Genomic DNA, 17,628 nt, shown 5'->3' on the forward strand with positions numbered 1-17,628 from the left:
AACGCAAGGAGGATCGAGAACTGATGGCAGGCAACTCGGACCCGCTGACGCCGCGGGCCAAGCTGGCCGTGACCGCGGGCAAGGCGGTCGCTGCGGCATCCCGCGCCGCCGGACGCGGCAGCGGATCGGTGATCGGCGGCCGGGTGGCACTCAAACTCGATCCCGACCTCCTCGCCCGGCTCGCCCAGAACCTGGACGTGATCCTGGTCTCCGCGACCAACGGCAAGACCACCACCACCCGGCTCATCGCGGAGGCGCTGCGCGCCGCCGGACCTGTCGTGTCCAACGCCCTCGGCGCCAACATGCCGGCCGGTATCACCTCGGCCCTGGCGGGCGGCTCGGACGCCCGGTACGGCGTCATCGAGGTCGACGAGAAGTACCTCGCCGGGGTGGCCCGGGACACCGCCCCGAAGTGCATCGCGCTGCTCAACCTCTCCCGCGACCAGCTCGACCGCGCCGCCGAGACCCGGATGCTCGCCGAGAACTGGCGTGAGGGGCTCGCCGGGTCCAAGGCCGTCATCGTCGCCAACGCCGACGACCCGCTGGTCGTGTGGGCAGCCTCCTCCTCCCCCAACGTGGTGTGGGTCGCCGCCGGGCAGATGTGGAAGGACGACGCGTGGTCCTGCCCGTCCTGCGGCGGCGTCATGCAGCGGCCCGGCGACGACTGGTTCTGCGGCGACTGCGGCTTCCGCCGGCCGACGCCGAGCTGGGCGCTCTCCGGTGACCACGTCCTCGACCCGCACGGGTCCGCCTGGCCGATCCACCTGCAGCTGCCGGGCCGTGCCAACAAGGCCAACGCGGCCTCCTCGGCGGCCGTCGCCGCCGTGTTCGGGGTGCCGCCGCAGGTGGCGCTGGAGCGGATGTACCAGGTGCAGGCGGTCGCCGGGCGCTACGACGTCGTCCAGTTCATGCAGCGCGACCTGCGGCTGCTGCTCGCGAAGAACCCCGCCGGCTGGCTCGAAACGTTCAGCCTGATCGACCCGCCGCCCACCCCGGTGATCCTTTCCGTCAACGCCCGCGGAGCTGACGGCACCGACACCTCCTGGCTGTGGGACGTGGACTACACGCGGCTGACCGGCCACCCGATCTTCGTCATCGGCGACCGGAAGCTGGACCTCGCGGTGCGTCTGGAGGTCGCCAACCAGCACTTCCAGGTGTGCGACAGCGTCGACCAGGCCGTGCAGATGGCCCCGCCCGGCCGGATCGAGGTCATCGCGAACTACACCGCCTTCCAGGACCTGCGCCGCCGGGTCGGCAACTGACACACAGGGGACTTTCGTGAGCGACAACCAACTGCGGGTCGTCTGGGTCTACCCGGACCTGCTCAGCACCTACGGCGACCAGGGCAACGTCCTGGTCGTGGAGCGCCGGGCGCGGCAGCGCGGCCTCGACGTGGCCCGCCTCGACGTGCGCAGCGACCAGCCGATCCCGACCTCCGGTGACATCTACCTCATCGGCGGCGGCGAGGACCGGCCGCAGCGGCTCGCGGCGGAGCGGCTGCGCCGTGACGGGCACCTGTACCAGGCGGTGAACAACGGCGCGATCGTGTTCGCGGTCTGCGCGGGCTACCAGATCCTCGGCCACGAGTTCGTCAACGACGTCGGCCAGCGCCAGCCGGGCCTCGGCCTGCTCGACGTCACCACGGTGCGCGGCGAGGGCGAGCGGTGCGTCGGCGACGTCCTCGCCGACATCGACCCGCGCCTGGGCCTGCCCCAGCTGACCGGGTTCGAGAACCACCAGGGCGTCACCCACCTCGGCCCCACCGCCCGCCCGTTCGCCCAGGTCCGCCTCGGCAAGGGCAACGGCACCGGCGACGGCACCGAAGGCGCGTACAACGACACGGTCTTCGGTACGTACATGCACGGCCCGGTACTGGCCCGCAACCCGCTCATCGCGGACCTGCTGCTGAAGCTGGCGCTCGATGTGAACGCGCTGCCGCCCACCGACGACCGCTGGTACGACGCGCTGCGGGCCGAGCGCATCTCGGCGGCACAGCAGCAGCCCGCGTGAGCCGGGCGTTCAACTGATTTTCAGGGCAGCGTCAGCAGCCCGTCTGACGGTCCATCCGCGCAGGTGAGCGGGGCCGTCCAGCAGGCGGACGCACGGTACGGCCCCGCCCCCTCCTGCCGCTAGGGTGGCGGGGATTCGTGCCGGACGACGGGGTCCGGTCCCCGCGCCCCAATGGAAAAGGTTGTTTCGGGCTATGCGCATTGGTGTCCTCACCTCCGGCGGCGACTGCCCCGGCCTGAACGCCGTCATCCGGTCCGTCGTGCACCGTGCCGTCGCCGACCACGGCGACGAGGTCATCGGCTTCCGGGACGGCTGGAAGGGCCTCCTGGAGTGCGACTACCTCAAGCTCGACCTGGACGCGGTGGGCGGCATCCTCGCCCGCGGCGGCACCATCCTCGGCTCCTCCCGGGTCCAGCCCTCGCATCTGCGCGACGGGGTGGAGCGCGCCCGGGGCCATGTCGAGGAGCTCGGCCTCGACGCGATCATTCCGATCGGCGGTGAGGGCACGCTGAAGGCGGCCCGGCTGATGTCGGACGCGGGCCTGCCCGTCGTGGGCGTGCCGAAGACCATCGACAACGACATCGCGGTCACCGACGTCACCTTCGGCTTCGACACGGCCGTCGGGGTCGCGACCGACGCGCTCGACCGGCTGAAGACCACCGCCGAGTCCCATCAGCGGGTACTGGTCGTGGAGGTCATGGGGCGGCACACCGGCTGGATAGCGCTGCACTCCGGGATGGCGGCCGGCGCGCACGCCGTCGTCGTACCGGAGCGGCCGTTCGACATCGAGGAGCTGACCCGGGTGGTCGGCGCGCGGTTCGAGGCGGGGAAGCGGTTCGCGATCGTGGTGGCGGCGGAGGGCGCCAAGCCGAGGCCCGGCACCATGGCGTTCGACGAGGGCGGCAAGGACGTCTACGGGCATGAGCGGTTCGCGGGGATCGCTCGGCAGCTCTCCGTCGAGCTGGAGGAGCGGCTCGGGAAGGAAGCGCGGCCGGTGATCCTCGGACATGTGCAGCGGGGTGGGACGCCGACCGCTTATGACCGGGTGCTGGCCACTCGGTTCGGGTGGCATGCGGTGGAGGCCGTGCATCGGGGGGAGTTCGGGATGATGACGGCCCTTCGGGGGACGGACATCGTGATGGTGTCGCTGGCCGAGGCGGTGGAGACGCTGAAGACGGTGCCGGCTGAGCGGTACGCCGAGGCCGAGTGCGTGCTCTAGCCGTCCGGCGGGTGCGGGGTTCGTTGTGGTCGCCCCCGGTCGAAGGCTCGGCCGGGGGCAGTTCTAGTCTGTTCTGGACAGATTGAGCGCAACCCCCACGAAAGCAGGAGCCGGCCGATGGATCACAGTGGGCACGGCATGGACATGGAGCTGCCGCCCTTCACGCTGGGGCGGGGGCTTCAGTGGTCGGCGGACCCCTTTTTTCTGGTCGCCTGTCTGCTGGCGCTCGCGCTGTATGTGTGGGGGGTCGTACGGCTGCGGCGGCGCGGGGACGCGTGGCCGGTGGGGCGGACGGTGGCGTTCGTCGGGGGTGTGCTGACCGTCGGGCTGGTGATGTGCACCAAGCTGAACGACTACGGCATGGTGATGTTCAGCGTGCACATGGTGCAGCACATGGTGATCAGCATGCTGTCGCCGATCCTGGTGCTGCTCGGCGCCCCGGTCACCCTTGCGCTGCGTGCGCTGCCGGTGGCCGGCAAGGGCCGCAAGGGGCCGCGCGAGCTGCTGCTGATGCTGCTGCACAGCCGGTACATGCGGGTCATCACCCATCCGTTGTTCACGATCCCGATGTTCATCGCGAGCCTGTACGCGCTGTACTTCACGCCGCTGTTCGACTTCCTGATGGGGTCGAAGACCGGGCACATCGCGATGATGGTGCACTTCTTCGCGGTCGGCATGGTGTTCTTCTGGCCGATCATGGGCGTGGACCCGGGGCCGCACCGGCCCGGGTATCTGATGCGGATGCTGGAGCTGTTCGCCGGGATGCCGTTCCACGCGTTCTTCGGTATCGCGCTGATGATGGCGTCGACGACCATGGTGGACACCTTCCGGAACCCGCCCGCCTCGCTCGGCGTCGACCCGCTCTCCGACCAGAGCGTGGCCGGCGGTATCGCCTGGGCGTTCAGTGAGATTCCGTCCGTGCTCGTCCTGATCGCGCTGCTGTTCCAGTGGTATCGCTCGGAACAGCGCCAGGCCAAGCGCAAGGACCGGGCCGCCGATCGGGACGGCGACAAGGAGCTCCAGGCGTACAACGCCTATCTGGCCTCACTGAACACACGCCAGGGCTGAAAGCCTTTCCAGCCTGGCGCGCGACGATCGCGATCCCCGGCGGGAGGGTTACGACCGCTCGGACGGTATCGCGATGCGCCCCGCCCCGCCCTACCGGCCCCGGATCGCGCGGCGGCCGGACACCGGTGAGACGCGGTACACCCTGGGGTCCGGGCTGCTGGGCACCGCCGGAGGTCTGGGCCCGAGCGCACCCCGAGTCGCCCGCCCCGCCCACCAGCGGCCCAACCCAACGCAGCCAGCGCGCAGGCGACCCTGGCCACGATCCTGACGCCACGCACAAGCGACCGAGCCACTCAGGTACGGGCCGGTCGGCACCGCAGGAGAACCGGCACCCCAGCGGACCACGAATCGTCCGCTCAGCCCGCCCACCAGCGGCGCCCGGCCGGACGCGACCAGGGCGGAGGTGGCGCGGCCAGGATCCTGACGCCACACACAAGCGACCGAGCCACTCAGGTACGGGCCGGTCGGCACCGCAGGAGAACCGGCACCCCAGCAGGCCACGAATCGCCCACCCGCCCCGCCCACCAGCGGCCCAACCCAACGCAGCCAGCGCGCAGGCGACCCTGGCCACGATCCTGACGCCACACACAAGCGCCCGAGCCACTCAAGTACCGGCCGGTCGGCACCGCAGGTGAACCGGCGCCCCAGCGGGCCACGAATCGTCCGCTCACCCCGCCCACCAGCGGCGCCCGGCCGGACGCGACCAGGGCGGAGGCGGCCCGGCCAGGATCCTGACGCCACACATGGGCGACCGAGCCACTCAGGTACGGGCCGGTCGGCACCGCAGGAGAACGAGCACCCCAGCGGGCCACGAATCGTCCGCTCGCCCCGCCACCGGCGGCCCGGCCCGACGTGGACAGGGCGGAGGCGGTCCTGGCCGGGAGCGTGATGCCGCGCACAAGCGGCCGAGTCATGGGGGCGAGCCCGGTCGGAGACATGGTCGCGGTCGCCATGGAGCGGGCCGCCGCGGCCTCGGGCGGCACGGGACCGTCCGGTTTCGCCCCGCCGGGGGACACGGCGGTACGGCCCTGTTCGCACCCGCTCCGGCGGCTACAGGCTTCCGAGGGCGGTCCTCCCGGTCGGCCGGGGCGTTCCTGGGCCGGGGCCGCCTCCCTCGGTGCTCGGTTCCCGTCCGACCGCCGGGACCCGACCCGGCCGCGTCGGGTCCGGTGCCCTTCGGTTTCCCGGCTTCGGCCGGGGCGTGTGGACCGGCCAGGGTGCGGGGAAGTCCGGAACGCATCGCGTCGTCCGGACCGTGCGGAAGCAGAACAGAGGCACCATGGAGGGAACCGCACCCTGAGGAGGGTGTCCCGAGGAGGGTGTCGCGATGCCCGGTTCGACGGACGGTTCCACACGGACGATGGGGGTGCTCACCGTCGGCGGTCTGGTCGTGGTGACCGCCTACACGGTGGCGCTCGGCAGCAACGGCTGGCTGTGGTTCGGCTGGGTCGTGCTGGGGCTGGTCACACTGGCACTGGTCATGACGCGCGGTAGCTGAGCCTCCGGGCGACCGGGCTCAGTCGGCTCCGAGCCCGGTCGCCGAGTGCACGCCCGGCTGGTACTTCGGCAGCCGGGCGGTGATCTTCATGCCCGCCCCGGGGGCCGTCTCGATGACGAGGCCGTGGTCGTCGCCGTACACCTGGCGGAGCCGGTCGTCGACGTTGGACAGCCCTATGCCGCCGGATGGGCTGACCTCCCCGGCCAGGATGCGGCGCAGCAGCCCGGGGTCCATGCCGACGCCGTCGTCCTCGATGGTCACGACGGCCTCGGCACCGGCGTCCTGCGCGGTGATCTGGATGTGGCACCGGTCGGCCTTGCCCTCCAGACCGTGCTTCACGGCGTTCTCGACGAGCGGCTGGAGGCACAGGAACGGCAGCGCCACGGGGAGGACCTCGGGGGCGATCTGCAGGGTGACGGCGAGGCGGTCGCCGAAGCGGGCGCGGACCAGGGCCAAGTAGTGGTCGATGGCGTGGAGTTCGTCCGCGAGGGTGGTGAAGTCGCCGTGCCTGCGGAAGGAGTAGCGGGTGAAATCGGCGAATTCCAGGAGGAGTTCGCGGGCCCGCTCGGGGTCGGTGCGGACGAACGACGCGATCACGGCGAGCGAGTTGAAGATGAAGTGCGGGCTGATCTGGGCGCGCAGGGCCTTGATCTCAGCCTCGATGAGGCGGGTGCGGGAGTCGTCGAGGTCGGCGAGTTCCAGCTGGACCGACACCCAGCGGGCCACCTCGCCCGCGGCGCGGACCAGTACGGCGGACTCGCGGGGCGCGCAGGCGACGAGCGCGCCGTGGACGCGGTCGTCGACGGTGAGCGGGGCGACCACGGCCCAGCGGACCGGGCAGTCGGGTGTCTCGCACTCGATCCGGAACGCCTCGCCGCGGCCGGTCTCCAGGGCACCGGAGAGCCGTTCCATGATCTCGGCGCGGTGGTGGGCGCCCACACCGTCCCAGGCCAGTACGCGCTTCTCGTCGGTGAGGCACAGGGCGTCCGTGCCGAGCAGGGAGCGCAGCCTGCGGGCCGACTTGCGGGCGGTCTCCTCGGTGAGACCGGCCCGCAGCGGGGGCGCGGCGAGGGAGGCGGTGTGCAGGGTCTGGAAGGTGGCGTGCTCGACGGGCGTGCCGAGGCCCCCGAGGTTCTCGGGACGTGCGGTGCGCCGGCCGAGCCAGAACCCGGCGGCCAGCAGGGGGAGGATGGCCACGAGGAACCCGGCCAGGAAGCCGCTCATGACCGCGCCCCCATCGCCGCACGAACCGAACGCCACCTCATCGCCCCGACCTCCCGCACCCGGCCACCCGAACGCCACCTCAATGCCACGGCCTCCCGCACTCGCCCAGCCACCCGCCGCCTCATGGCCGTGGCCTGCTGTGCCCGGCCACCCGAACGCCACCCCAGGCCCCCGACCTCCCGCACTCGCCCAGCCACCCACCACCCCACAGCCACGACCTCCCCCGCCCGGCCAGCCGTCCGCCGCCTCATGCCCGTGCCTCCGTCGTCTGCGGCTCCTCCGGTGGGAGGTAGGCCGGTGTGCGGAGCGACTCGGGCAGGTGGAAGCGGGCCAGGATGGCCGCCGTGCCGGCCGGGACGCGGCCGGGGGTGGCCAGGGACACCAGGATCATGGTGAGGAAGCCCAGCGGAACCGACCACAGGGCCGGCCAGGCGAGCATGGCGTGCAGTCCGCCGGTGCCGGGGAAGCCCGCCATGGTCGCGGCGACCGCGACGAACGCCGAGCCGCCGCCGACGAGCATCCCGGCGGCCGCGCCGGGCGGGGTGAGCCGCCGCCACCAGATGCCGAGGACGAGCAGGGGGCAGAAGGAGGACGCGGACACCGCGAAGGCGAGCCCGACCGCGTCGGCGACGGGGAGTCCGCCGACCAGCAGGCTCGCGGCGAGCGGTACGACCATGGAGAGCCCGGTGCCCAGCCGGAAGTGGCGTACGCCGCGTGCGGGCAGCACGTCCTGGGTGAGCACGCCCGCGACGGCCATGGTCAGGCCGGACGCCGTGGAGAGGAACGCGGCGAAGGCGCCGCCCGCCACCAGCGCGCCGAGCAGGTCGCCGCCGAGTCCGCCGATCACCCGGTCGGGCAGCAGCAGTACGGCCGCGTCGGCGTCGCCGGTGAGGGCGAGTTCGGGGGCGTACAGGCGGCCGAGGGCGCCGTAGACGGGCGGGAGGAGGTAGAAGGCGCCGATCAGGGCCAGTACGGCGACCGTGGTGCGGCGGGCGGCGACGCCGTGCGGGCTGGTGTAGAAGCGGACGACGACGTGGGGCAGGCCCATGGTGCCGAAGAAGGTGGCGAGGATCAGTCCGTACGTCGCGTACAGCGGGCGTTCCTCGCGGCCGGCGGCGAGCGAGGTGGACATGCCGCCGTTGCTGCCGCGGTCGGCGGCGGGGACGGCACTGCCCTCGGGGAAGGTCAGCCGGGTGCCCTGGTCGACGCGGTGGGTGCCCGGGGGCAGCCGGAGCTCGCTGCCGGTGTGCCGCAGGCCGTCGACGGTGCCGGTCACCGTCACGGTCAGGGGCGCCTCCAGCTTGAGGTCGAGCGTGTCGTCGACGCGTACGGTGCGCTGTTCGCGGAAGGCGGGCGGTTCCTCGAAGGCGCGGCGGGGCGCGCCGTCGGCCTGCCAGGCGAGGACCAGGAAGAGTGCGGGGACGAGCAGGGCGGTGAGTTTCAGCCAGTACTGGAACGCCTGGACGAAGGTGATGCTGCGCATGCCGCCGGCGGCGACGGTCACGGTGACGACGACGGCGACGATCACCCCGCCGAGGGAGTCGGGCGCGCCGGTGAGGACGGTCAGGGTGAGCCCGGCGCCCTGGAGCTGCGGCAGCAGGTAGAGCCAGCCGACGCCGACGACGAAGGCCCCCGCGAGCCGCCGCACGGGCCGGGAGGCGAGGCGGGCCTCGGCGAAGTCGGGGAGGGTGTAGGCGCCGGAGCGGCGCAGCGGGGCGGCGACGAACAGCAGCAGGACGAGGTATCCGGCGGTGTAGCCGACCGGGTACCAGAGCATGTCGGGGCCCTGGACGAGGACGAGTCCGGCGATGCCGAGGAAGGAGGCGGCGGAGAGGTACTCGCCGCTGATGGCGGCCGCGTTCAGGCGGGGGCCGACGGTGCGGGAGGCGACGTAGAAGTCGGAGGTGGTGCGGGAGATGCGCAGGCCGAAGGCGCCGACGAGGACGGTGGCCACGACGACGAGCGCTACGGCGGGGACGGCGTAGGCGGAGTTCATCGGTCTTCGACCAGGTGCACGAAGTCCCGTTCGTTGCGTTCGGCGCGGCGCACGTACCAGCGGGCGAGCAGGACCAGGGGCGTGTACAGGCCGAAGCCGAGGACCGCCCACTCCAGGCGGCGGGCCTGGGGCATCGCGGCGAAGACGAGCGGCAGGGGGCCGATGAGCAGGGCGAGGACGGCGAACACGGTGAGTCCGGCGCGCAGCTGGGTGCGCATGAGGGAGCGGACGTAGGTGTGGCCGAGGGTGGTCTGCTCGTCGATCTCGGTGCGCGGGCGGTTGTGGCCGGAGGCGCGGCGGGTGCGGCGGGGCGGGCCGGTGACGACGACGCGGCGTTCGGCGGGGGCGCCGGGGTCCTGCGGCATCGTCATGTCCTCCTCATCAGCAGGTCCCGCAGTTCGCGGGCGTGGCGGCGGCTGACCTGGAGTTCCTCGCCGCCGATCAGGACGCTGACCGTACCCGCGTCCAGGCGCAGCTCGTCGATGTGGCGCAGGGCGACGAGGTGGCGGCGGTGGATGCGGACGAAGCCGCGGGCGCGCCAGCGGTCCTCCAGGGTGGACAGGGGAATGCGGACGAGGTGGCTGCCCTTGTCGGTGTGCAGCCGTGCGTAGTCGCCCTGGGCCTCGACGTGGGTGATGTCGTCGACGGCGACGAAGCGGGTCACGCCGCCCAGCTCGACGGGTATGTGGTCGGGGTCGGGCTCGTGCACGGGGATGCGCGGCGGGACGGTGCCACGTCCGGCGGCGGCGCGCAGCTCGGCGACGCGCCGCACCGCCTCGGCGAGGCGCTCCTTGCGGACGGGCTTGAGGACGTAGTCGACGGCCTTGAGGTCGAACGCCTGGACGGCGAAGTCCTCGTGGGCGGTGACGAACACGACGAGCGGCGGCTGGGCGAAGCCGGTCAGCAGCCGGGCCAGGTCGAGGCCGTCCAGGCCGGGCATCTGGATGTCGAGGAAGACCACGTCGAGGGCGTCCGGGCCGTCGGGGCCGGACGCCAGGGCGCGGTTGATGCGGCGCAGCGCCTCGGTCGCGTCGCCGGCACCCTCGACCGCGCCGATCCGCGGGTCCGCGGTCAGCAGGTAGAGGAGTTCCTCCAGCGAGGGGCGTTCGTCGTCGACGGCGAGGGCGCGCAGCATGAAGCTGGAGTGTAGGGGCGAACCGTGCGGGTGCACATGTGCGGTACGTCGCTGTTCCCGCTGGATACAGTGCCCGCATGAGCAGCAGCGCCCCCTCGTTCGACGAGCTCGATCGGAAGATCATCACGGCTCTGATGGCGAACGCCAGGACGAGCTTCGCCGAGATCGGCACGGCGATCGGACTGTCGTCGACGGCCGTGAAGCGGCGGGTGGACCGGCTGCGGGAGAACGGGGTGATCACCGGGTTCACGGCGACGGTGAAGCCGTCGGCGCTGGGCTGGCGCACGGAGGCGTACGTCGAGGTGTACTGCGAGGGCGCGGCTCCGCCCCGGCGCCTCGCGGAGGTGGTGCGCAACCATCCGGAGATCATCGCGGCGATGACGGTGACGGGCGGGGCGGACGCGTTGCTGCATGTGCGGGCGCGGGACGTGGAGCACTTCGAGGAGGTGCTGGAGCGGATCCGTGCCGAGCCGTTCATCCGGAAGACGATCAGTGTGATGGTGCTGTCGCATCTGCTGCCGGAGAGTCCGGAGGCGGGGGCCAGCCAGCCCGCACCAGACGTGCGCTGAGCGGGCTGAAGACGCAGCGTTGCTGCGCGGACACGCAGCTTTCGTTTCTTGTCGCCCGGTTCTGTCACTTTCTACCGTGGTGTCAACCCTCAGTCGACACCGCGGAAACAAGCGGAAGGACCAGCGGAGGAACCCCTCTGTGATCGACAGCCGTGTGCCGCGCCTTCGGCGCTTTCTCGTCTGTGAACCCAGACACTTCGCCGTGCAGTACGCGATCAACCCCTGGATGCAGCCCGACACCCAGGTCGACGTCGACCTGGCGCAGGAGCAGTGGCGGGCGCTGATCAGCGCCTACCGCGCCCATGGCCATGCCGTGGACACCGTGGAGCCGGTACCCGGGCTCCCGGACATGGTCTTCGCCGCGAACTCGGCGGTCGTCGTCGACGGCCGGGTCTTCGGCTCCCTCTTCCACGCGCCCGAGCGGCGCCCCGAGTCCCTGCACTACGACACCTGGTTCAAGTCCGCCGGATACGCCGTGCACCGCCCGGAGTCGGTGTGCGAGGGCGAGGGCGACCTGGTCTGGACGGGGCGCTATGTCCTGGCCGGCACGGGTTTCCGTACCACCCGGGAGGCGCACCGGGAGGCGCAGGAGTTCTTCGGGCATCCGGTGATCAGCCTGACGCTGGTGGACCCGTACTTCTACCACCTCGACACGGCGCTGTTCGTCCTCGACGACGACAACATCGCGTACTACCCGGAGGCGTTCTCGGCGGGCAGTCGCGAGGTGCTGGCCCGGCTCTACCCGGACGCGGTGCTGGCCACCCGTGAGGACGCGATGGCCTTCGGCCTGAACTCCGTCTCCGACGGCCGGCATGTCTTCATCGCGCCGCAGGCCGAGGCGCTCGCCGCGCGTGTCGCCGAGCACGGCTACGTCCCCGTCCCCGTCGACCTGTCGGAGTTCCACAAGGCAGGCGGCGGCATCAAGTGCTGCACCCAGGAGATCCGCTGATGACCGCTCTCGTCACCACCCGTTCCTCCGCCGAGCTGATCGAGGCCGAGGGGCCCGTGCTCGCGCACAACTACCATCCGCTGCCGGTCGTCGTCTCCCGTGCCGAGGGCGCCTGGGTGGAGGACGTCGAGGGCCGTCGCTACCTGGACATGCTGGCCGGTTACTCGGCCCTGAACTTCGGCCACCGCCACCCCGCGCTGATCGAGGCGGCGCACCGCCAGCTGGACCGGCTCACGCTCACCTCGCGGGCCTTCCACAACGACCAGCTCGCCCTCTTCGCGGAGCGGCTGGTGCGACTGACCGGCATGGACATGATGCTGCCGATGAACACCGGCGCGGAGGCGGTGGAGAGCGGCATCAAGGTGGCCCGCAAGTGGGCGTACGACGTGAAGGGCGTCCCCGCCGACCAGGCGACGATCGTGGTCGCCGCGGAGAACTTCCACGGCCGTACGACGACGATCGTGAGCTTCTCCACGGACGAGACGGCCCGGGCGGGCTTCGGGCCCTTCACCCCGGGCTTCCGGATCGTGCCGTACAACGACCTGGCCGCGCTGGAGGCGGCGGTCGACGAGACCACCGCGGCGGTGCTGATCGAGCCGATCCAGGGCGAGGCCGGAGTGATCATCCCGGACGAGGGCTATCTCGCCGGGGTGCGGGAGCTGACCCGCCGGGCGAACTGCCTCCTCATCGCGGACGAGATCCAGTCGGGGCTGGGCCGTACGGGCCGGACGCTGGCCGTCGAGCACGAGGGCGTGGTCCCTGACGTCGTGCTGCTCGGCAAGGCGCTGGGCGGGGGCATCGTGCCGGTGTCGGCGGTGGTGGCCCGGCGTGAGGTGCTCCAGGTGCTGCATCCGGGCGAGCACGGCTCGACGTTCGGCGGCAACCCGCTGGCGGCGGCCGTCGGCATGGCGGTGGTGGAGCTGCTGGAGAGCGGGGAGTACCAGCGCCGGGCGGCCGAGCTGGGCGTGGTGCTGCGGGGCGGACTGGCCGCGCTCGTCGGCAAGGGCGTCGTCGGCTTCCGCGCGCGCGGCCTGTGGGCGGGCGTCGACATCGACCCCGCCATCGGCACGGGCCGCGAGATCAGCGAACGCCTGATGCGCGAGGGCATCCTCGTCAAGGACACCCACGGCTCGACAATCCGCCTGGCCCCACCCCTGACCATCACCTCGGACGAGCTGGCATCCGCGCTGGACGCACTGGAGAGGGTGCTGACGGAAGGGGCGTGAGCGGGTCGCCGAGCGTCGGCGGAGGGGGCGTGAGCGGGTCCGCCCACCGCCGACGCAGGGCGACCTGAGCGGTCCGCCCCACGACGGAAGGGGCATGAACGAGTCCGCCCACCACCGCCGCAAGGCGACCTGAGCGGTCCGCCCCACGACGGAAGGGGCATGAACGAGTCCGCCCACCACCGCCGCAAGGCGACCTGAGCGGTCCGCCCCACAACGGAAGGGGCGTGAACGGGTCCGCCCACCGCCGGCGCAAGGCGACCTGAGCGGTCCGCCAAGCGCTGGAACGGCTCCCCCAGGCTTGAACCCGTGGTCACCGCCGGCAGCGGTCGCAAGCAAGGGGAGCCGGGTCCGCTACCGGTCGGCCGTCACCATGTCCGACAAGGTGAGCGGCGGAGGCTCCCTGATCCATACCGGCCCGAGCCGCCGACCGGGTCCCTCGCCCGGGTGGGCGCCTCTCGGGTACCCGCCGGTCGACACCCGAGCGACGAGCCGCCGACCGGCGGGTCGGCGGCAGACATAGGCGCCCACGCCGCCAGCCGGTAGGACGGGAACGGGCCCCCGCGCCCACGCCGCCAAACGACAGGCCGGGGCCGGACGCCGACGCCCACGCCGCCGGGCGCCGACCCGCCCACGGGTCCCACGCCCAGCACACGCCTCGCACGTACACGCCGGTCGACACCCCAGGCGCGACGCGCAGGCTGGGTAGGCCGAGGGCAAACGCCGGCGCCCACGCTGCCGGCGGCTGCCTGCCTGTCGGCCGGGTAGGCCCAGGCCAGACGCCAACGCCGACACTGCCGGGCGCCGGTCCGCCCACCGTGTGTCGCGCCCAGCCCACACTTCGCAGGTGCGTGCGGCCGCCGGTCCCCCGGGTCGGCGGGGCAATCCTGACAGGCCACACCGGGACACACCATGGCAAAATTACGCAGGACCAGCAGATGGGGCGCGGCCATGAACGACTCGGCGAACTCGGAGATCGACTACGCGGTGGTCTTCCAGGCCCTGCCCGGCATGGTCGCGCTGCTCACCCCCGACCTGGTGTACGCCGACGCCAACGAGGACTTCCAGCGGCTGTCCGGGCGCACCCGCGAACAGTTGGTGGGCCGCTACATCTTCGACGTCTTCCCCGAGAAGCCGGGCGACCCCGCCGCGACCGGAATGCGCGACGTCCAGGCGTCAATGATGCGTGTGGTGGCCACCGGTGAGCGCGACACCATGGCGCTGCAACGGTACGACGTCGAGGACTCCGAGCACCCCGGCCAGTGGAACGAGCGCTACTGGAGCCCGGTGAACGCGCCCGTCCTCGGCCCCGACGGCCGGGTGGCGCTGATCGTGCACCGGGTGGAGGAGGTCACCGAGCTGATCCGGGCCCGCCGCCAGCGGCACACCGGGCACACCGGGACCGAGGCCCAGGTGCTGGAGGCCGAGCTGTACACGCGCGCGCGTGAACTGCAGGAGCTCAACGAGCGGCTGCGCCAGGCCCACGCCCGCGAGCGGGAGGTGGCACTCGCCCTCCAGGGGGCGATGCTGCCGGCACGCCGGCAGCTGAAGCACCGGCAGGTCGCGGTGCGTTACCGGCCGGCGGTGGGCGCGCTGAACGTGTGCGGCGACTGGTACGACGTGGTCGACCTGGTCGGCGGCGACCGCATCGGTGTCTCGGTGGGCGACGTGGTGGGCCATGGCCTGGAGGCCGCCGGGGTGATGGGCCAGCTGCGCAGCGCGCTGAGCGCCGCGTCCCGGGTCGCCGCCGGGCCGGCCCAGGCGCTGGACGTCCTCGGCCGGTACGCGAACGTCGTGAACGGCGCCGAGTCGGCGACCGCCGTCACCACCTTCATCGACTTCGACCACCGCACCATCAGCTACAGCAGCGCCGGCCATCTCCCGCCGATCCTGGTCCGCCCCGACGGCCGGGTGGAGTTCCTCGACCAGGCGACCGACCCGCCGCTGGACGCCCGGCCCGACCCGATGCCCCGGCCGCAGGCGGGCGTGAAGTACGACAGCGGCGCCACCCTCGCCCTGTACACCGACGGCCTGGTGGAGCGGCGCCACGAGGACATCGACAACGGTCTGGCCCGCCTCGCCGACTCACTCGCCCGCCACCGGGGCGCGGACCCCGAGTCCCTCGCCGACGCGGTCCTGCTGGAGCTGCTGCCGCCGAGCGGCGCCACGGACGACACCGCGCTGGTGATCGTACGGCTGTGAAGACCGTCCGGCCCGTTCCCGGTCGCTGACCGGCACGCCTACACTGACAAGCGCTTGCGGCGAATGGAGGCGCGATCCCGTTGTTCTACTACCTCCTGAAGTACGTGGTGCTGGGGCCGCTGTTGAGGCTGCTCTTCCGGCCGCGTATCGAAGGTCTTGAGCATGTGCCGGAGACGGGTGCGGCGATCGTCGCGGGCAACCACCTGTCGTTCTCCGACCACTTCCTGATGCCCGCGGTCCTGCGACGGCGCATCACCTTCCTGGCCAAGGCCGAGTACTTCACCGGCCCCGGCATCAAGGGCCGGCTGACGGCGGCCTTCTTCCGCAGCGCCGGACAGATCCCCGTCGACCGCTCCGGCAAGGACGCCGGCCAGGCCGCCATCCGGGAGGGGCTCGGGGTACTGCGCAAGGGCGAGTTGCTCGGCATCTACCCGGAAGGCACCCGCTCGCACGACGGCCGCCTCTACAAGGGCAAGGTCGGGGTGGCGGTGATGGCCCTCAAGGCCCAGGTGCCCGTCGTCCCCTGCGCGATGATCGGCACCTTCGAGGCCCAGCCGCCCGGCAAGGTCATCCCGAACCTGCGCCCCGTCACCATCCGCTTCGGCAAACCCCTCGACTTCTCCCGCTACAGCGGCATGGAGAACGAGAAGGCGATCCTGCGCGCCGTCACCGACGAGATCATGTACGCCATCCTGTCGCTGTCCGACCAGGAGTACGTCGACCAGTACGCGGCCGTGGTGAAGGCGGAGGAAGCCGCCGAGGCGGCGAAGGAGCGCAAGTTCCCGCGCATGCCCCTGAGTTGACTCCCTCAGACGGGAGCGGGCGCCTCACCGGCCGCACGAGGCAGGCAGCCTCGCCGGCGGCCGGACGGCCGCGGACTCCTCAGGGGCAACTCCCCGCCTGAACCTCGCCAAGCGCGTCGCCGAACACCCGGCGCAGCCAACATCCCGTCGGCGCGACCGCGGTGACCAACGCGACGGGCCCGGCGAGCACACGTTCCCATGTACGTCACCGAGTTGCGCTTACCGGCCGCACGAGGCAGGCAGCCCCGCCGGCGGCCGGACGGCCGCGGACTCCTCAGGGGCAACTCCCCGCGTGGGCCTCGTCGAGCGCGTCGTCGAGGACTCGGCGCAGTCGTAGTCCGTCGGGCGCGACGGCGGTGATCAGCGCGGCGGGTCCGGCGAGGGGGACCAGGGTGGCGGTGTCGCCGAGCAGTCGGGCGGCGACGGGCTGCTGGTCGAACTCCGGGCGTACGACGACGACTTGGCCCACCGAGCGATGTCCGGCCAGCACCGCGGGCCCGTCCCAGCCGCCCGGCGCCCCGGGGCCGCAGGCCAGCTGCTGGTCGAGGACGAGCCGTCCGCCGATCCGCAGGACCAGACGGCTGTGGAGCCGGCCGGGCTGCTCGCCGGCGCGCCCGAGCACCTGTTCCTCACGCAGCACGAGCGTGGCGGTGGGGGCGAGATCGACGCGGGTGGTGAGGTGCAGGTCGCTGCCGCGCGCGGAGATCAGCGGCTCGGGCAGCCAGTGCAGCCGCCCGTGCTCGGCGACACGGATCCGTACGTCGTAGCGGGCGTGGTCCTCGACCTGTCCGGGAAGGGCGAGGGTGGCCGCGGCCGAGGACAGCCGCAGCCGGCCGTGCTCCGCCACCTCCGCCTCGACGGCGAACCGGTCGCCGCCGAGCGGCCCGCTCATGGCCCCGACGAGCACGGCATGCGCCTCACCGGGCTCTCCCCGGGTGCGCCGCAGGGCGAGCGGCCCGTCGCTCTCCAGCACCGGCAGGGAGGTGCCGCCCCGCCCGTCGGCCACCGCCCGGATCCGCGCGGTGGCGTGCACACCGAGCGCGGCGGCGGTGCTCACGCGGCCCACGCGGCGAGCCGCTCCCGCACCCAGGCGGCCACGTCGCGCACACCGCTCTCCCCGCGCAACGACTGGAAGACGACCGGGAGTTCGGCGCGCTGCGCCTTGGCGTCGGCGGCCATCCGGGCGAGGTCGGAGCCGACATGGGGAGCCAGGTCCGTCTTGTTCACCACCAGTAGGTCGGCGGTGGTGACACCGGGGCCGCCCTTGCGCGGGATGTCGTCTCCCCCGGCCACGTCGATCACGAAGATCTGCGCGTCCACGAGCCCCCTGGAGAACGTGGCGGTGAGATTGTCCCCGCCGGACTCCACCAGCACCAGATCGAGGGGCCCGACGGCGTCTTCAAGGTCCTCCACCGCTTCGAGGTTCGCGGAGATGTCGTCCCGGATCGCCGTGTGCGGACAGGCCCCCGTCTCGACGGCGGTGATCCGCTCGGGCGGCAGCACGGCTTCCCGGAGCAGGAACTCGGCGTCCTCGCGGGTGTAGATGTCATTGGTGACGACGGCGAGCGAGAACTCGTCGCGCAGGGCGCGGCAGAGCGCGGCGACGGTGGCGGTCTTCCCGGACCCGACGGGCCCGCCGAGCCCGATCCGCAGGGCACGGCGTGAGCCGTCGGGACGACGGGCGTCCGCGCTGACCGCGGCGGGGCCGTCGTGGGAGTGGTCGAGGTGCATG

Annotated in this window: 16 protein-coding genes; 10 read left to right on the forward strand and 6 right to left on the reverse strand. The window is 72.5% G+C overall.

The features are described 5' to 3' along the window. The first annotated feature begins 23 nt into the window (after window positions 1–23). The 5 genes from ACH5AC_RS27665 to ACH5AC_RS27685 all read left to right on the forward strand — a co-directional run bounded on the left by ACH5AC_RS27665 (window position 24) and on the right by ACH5AC_RS27685 (window position 5,795). A complete protein-coding gene (locus tag ACH5AC_RS27665) occupies window positions 24–1,262 on the forward strand; it encodes a MurT ligase domain-containing protein (protein ID WP_398864889.1) in 1,239 nt (412 codons plus the stop codon). A 16-nt stretch (window positions 1,263–1,278) separates the two neighbouring features. Further along, the gene (locus tag ACH5AC_RS27670) at window positions 1,279–2,010 is read left to right on the forward strand and encodes a type 1 glutamine amidotransferase (protein ID WP_398864890.1); all 732 of its coding nucleotides are present in this window, start codon (window positions 1,279–1,281) and stop codon (window positions 2,008–2,010) included. Between the two features lie 193 nt (window positions 2,011–2,203). Then, a complete protein-coding gene (locus ACH5AC_RS27675) occupies window positions 2,204–3,229 on the forward strand; it encodes a 6-phosphofructokinase (RefSeq protein ID WP_398864891.1) in 1,026 nt (341 codons plus the stop codon). Between the two features lie 117 nt (window positions 3,230–3,346). Continuing rightward, window positions 3,347–4,297: a cytochrome c oxidase assembly protein gene (locus ACH5AC_RS27680; protein ID WP_398864892.1), complete on the forward strand. Its 951-nt coding sequence runs from the start codon at window positions 3,347–3,349 to the stop codon at window positions 4,295–4,297. A gap of 1,327 nt (window positions 4,298–5,624) precedes the next feature. Then, on the forward strand, window positions 5,625–5,795 hold the full coding sequence (locus tag ACH5AC_RS27685; protein WP_398864893.1) for a hypothetical protein: 171 nt from the start codon (window positions 5,625–5,627) through the stop codon (window positions 5,793–5,795). Window positions 5,796–5,813: 18 nt separating this feature from the next. Here ACH5AC_RS27685 and ACH5AC_RS27690 read toward each other — a convergent pair whose 3' ends face one another. The 4 genes from ACH5AC_RS27690 to ACH5AC_RS27705 form a co-directional block, all read right to left on the reverse strand. Beyond that, a complete protein-coding gene (locus ACH5AC_RS27690) occupies window positions 5,814–7,019 on the reverse strand; it encodes a sensor histidine kinase (RefSeq protein ID WP_398864894.1) in 1,206 nt (401 codons plus the stop codon). Between the two features lie 247 nt (window positions 7,020–7,266). Beyond that, entirely contained in the window at window positions 7,267–9,015 is a 1,749-nt protein-coding gene (locus tag ACH5AC_RS27695) for a cation acetate symporter (protein WP_398864895.1), read from the reverse strand. Beyond that, window positions 9,012–9,380, reverse strand: a complete 369-nt coding sequence (locus ACH5AC_RS27700) for a hypothetical protein (protein ID WP_398865046.1) — start codon at window positions 9,378–9,380, stop codon at window positions 9,012–9,014. The genes ACH5AC_RS27695 and ACH5AC_RS27700 overlap by 4 nt, the downstream gene beginning before the upstream one ends. Window positions 9,381–9,382: 2 nt before the next feature. Further along, window positions 9,383–10,150, reverse strand: coding sequence for a LytR/AlgR family response regulator transcription factor (locus tag ACH5AC_RS27705; RefSeq protein ID WP_398864896.1), 768 nt, complete (start codon window positions 10,148–10,150; stop codon window positions 9,383–9,385). A 77-nt stretch (window positions 10,151–10,227) separates the two neighbouring features. Between ACH5AC_RS27705 and ACH5AC_RS27710 the strand changes: the two genes are divergently transcribed. The 5 genes from ACH5AC_RS27710 (at window position 10,228) to ACH5AC_RS27730 (ending at window position 15,896) form a co-directional block, all read left to right on the forward strand. Beyond that, the gene (locus ACH5AC_RS27710; RefSeq protein ID WP_398864897.1) at window positions 10,228–10,719 is read left to right on the forward strand and encodes an Lrp/AsnC family transcriptional regulator; all 492 of its coding nucleotides are present in this window, start codon (window positions 10,228–10,230) and stop codon (window positions 10,717–10,719) included. 139 nt (window positions 10,720–10,858) lie between these two features. Further along, window positions 10,859–11,668 carry a dimethylargininase gene (gene ddaH / locus ACH5AC_RS27715; protein ID WP_398864898.1) on the forward strand — a complete coding sequence of 270 codons (810 nt, stop codon included), beginning with the start codon at window positions 10,859–10,861 and terminating at the stop codon, window positions 11,666–11,668. Continuing rightward, window positions 11,668–12,894: an ornithine--oxo-acid transaminase gene (gene rocD, locus ACH5AC_RS27720; protein WP_398864899.1), complete on the forward strand. Its 1,227-nt coding sequence runs from the start codon at window positions 11,668–11,670 to the stop codon at window positions 12,892–12,894. The genes ddaH and rocD overlap by 1 nt, the downstream gene beginning before the upstream one ends. A 948-nt stretch (window positions 12,895–13,842) precedes the next feature. Next, a complete protein-coding gene (locus ACH5AC_RS27725; RefSeq protein WP_398864900.1) occupies window positions 13,843–15,093 on the forward strand; it encodes a PP2C family protein-serine/threonine phosphatase in 1,251 nt (416 codons plus the stop codon). A gap of 80 nt (window positions 15,094–15,173) precedes the next feature. After that, a complete protein-coding gene (locus tag ACH5AC_RS27730; protein WP_398864901.1) occupies window positions 15,174–15,896 on the forward strand; it encodes a lysophospholipid acyltransferase family protein in 723 nt (240 codons plus the stop codon). 274 nt (window positions 15,897–16,170) lie between these two features. Here the strand turns inward: ACH5AC_RS27730 and ACH5AC_RS27735 are convergent, their stop codons facing one another. Together ACH5AC_RS27735 and ureG are read right to left on the reverse strand one after the other, a co-directional pair. Beyond that, window positions 16,171–16,953 carry an urease accessory protein UreD gene (locus ACH5AC_RS27735; RefSeq protein ID WP_398864902.1) on the reverse strand — a complete coding sequence of 261 codons (783 nt, stop codon included), beginning with the start codon at window positions 16,951–16,953 and terminating at the stop codon, window positions 16,171–16,173. Continuing rightward, the gene (gene ureG / locus ACH5AC_RS27740; RefSeq protein ID WP_398864903.1) at window positions 16,950–17,627 is read right to left on the reverse strand and encodes an urease accessory protein UreG; all 678 of its coding nucleotides are present in this window, start codon (window positions 17,625–17,627) and stop codon (window positions 16,950–16,952) included. Before ureG ends, ACH5AC_RS27735 begins: the two co-directional genes overlap by 4 nt. Between the last annotated feature and the right edge of the window lies 1 nt (window position 17,628).

The organism is Streptomyces sp. NPDC018693 (assembly GCF_044391385.1).
GTDB lineage: Bacteria > Actinomycetota > Actinomycetes > Streptomycetales > Streptomycetaceae > Streptomyces.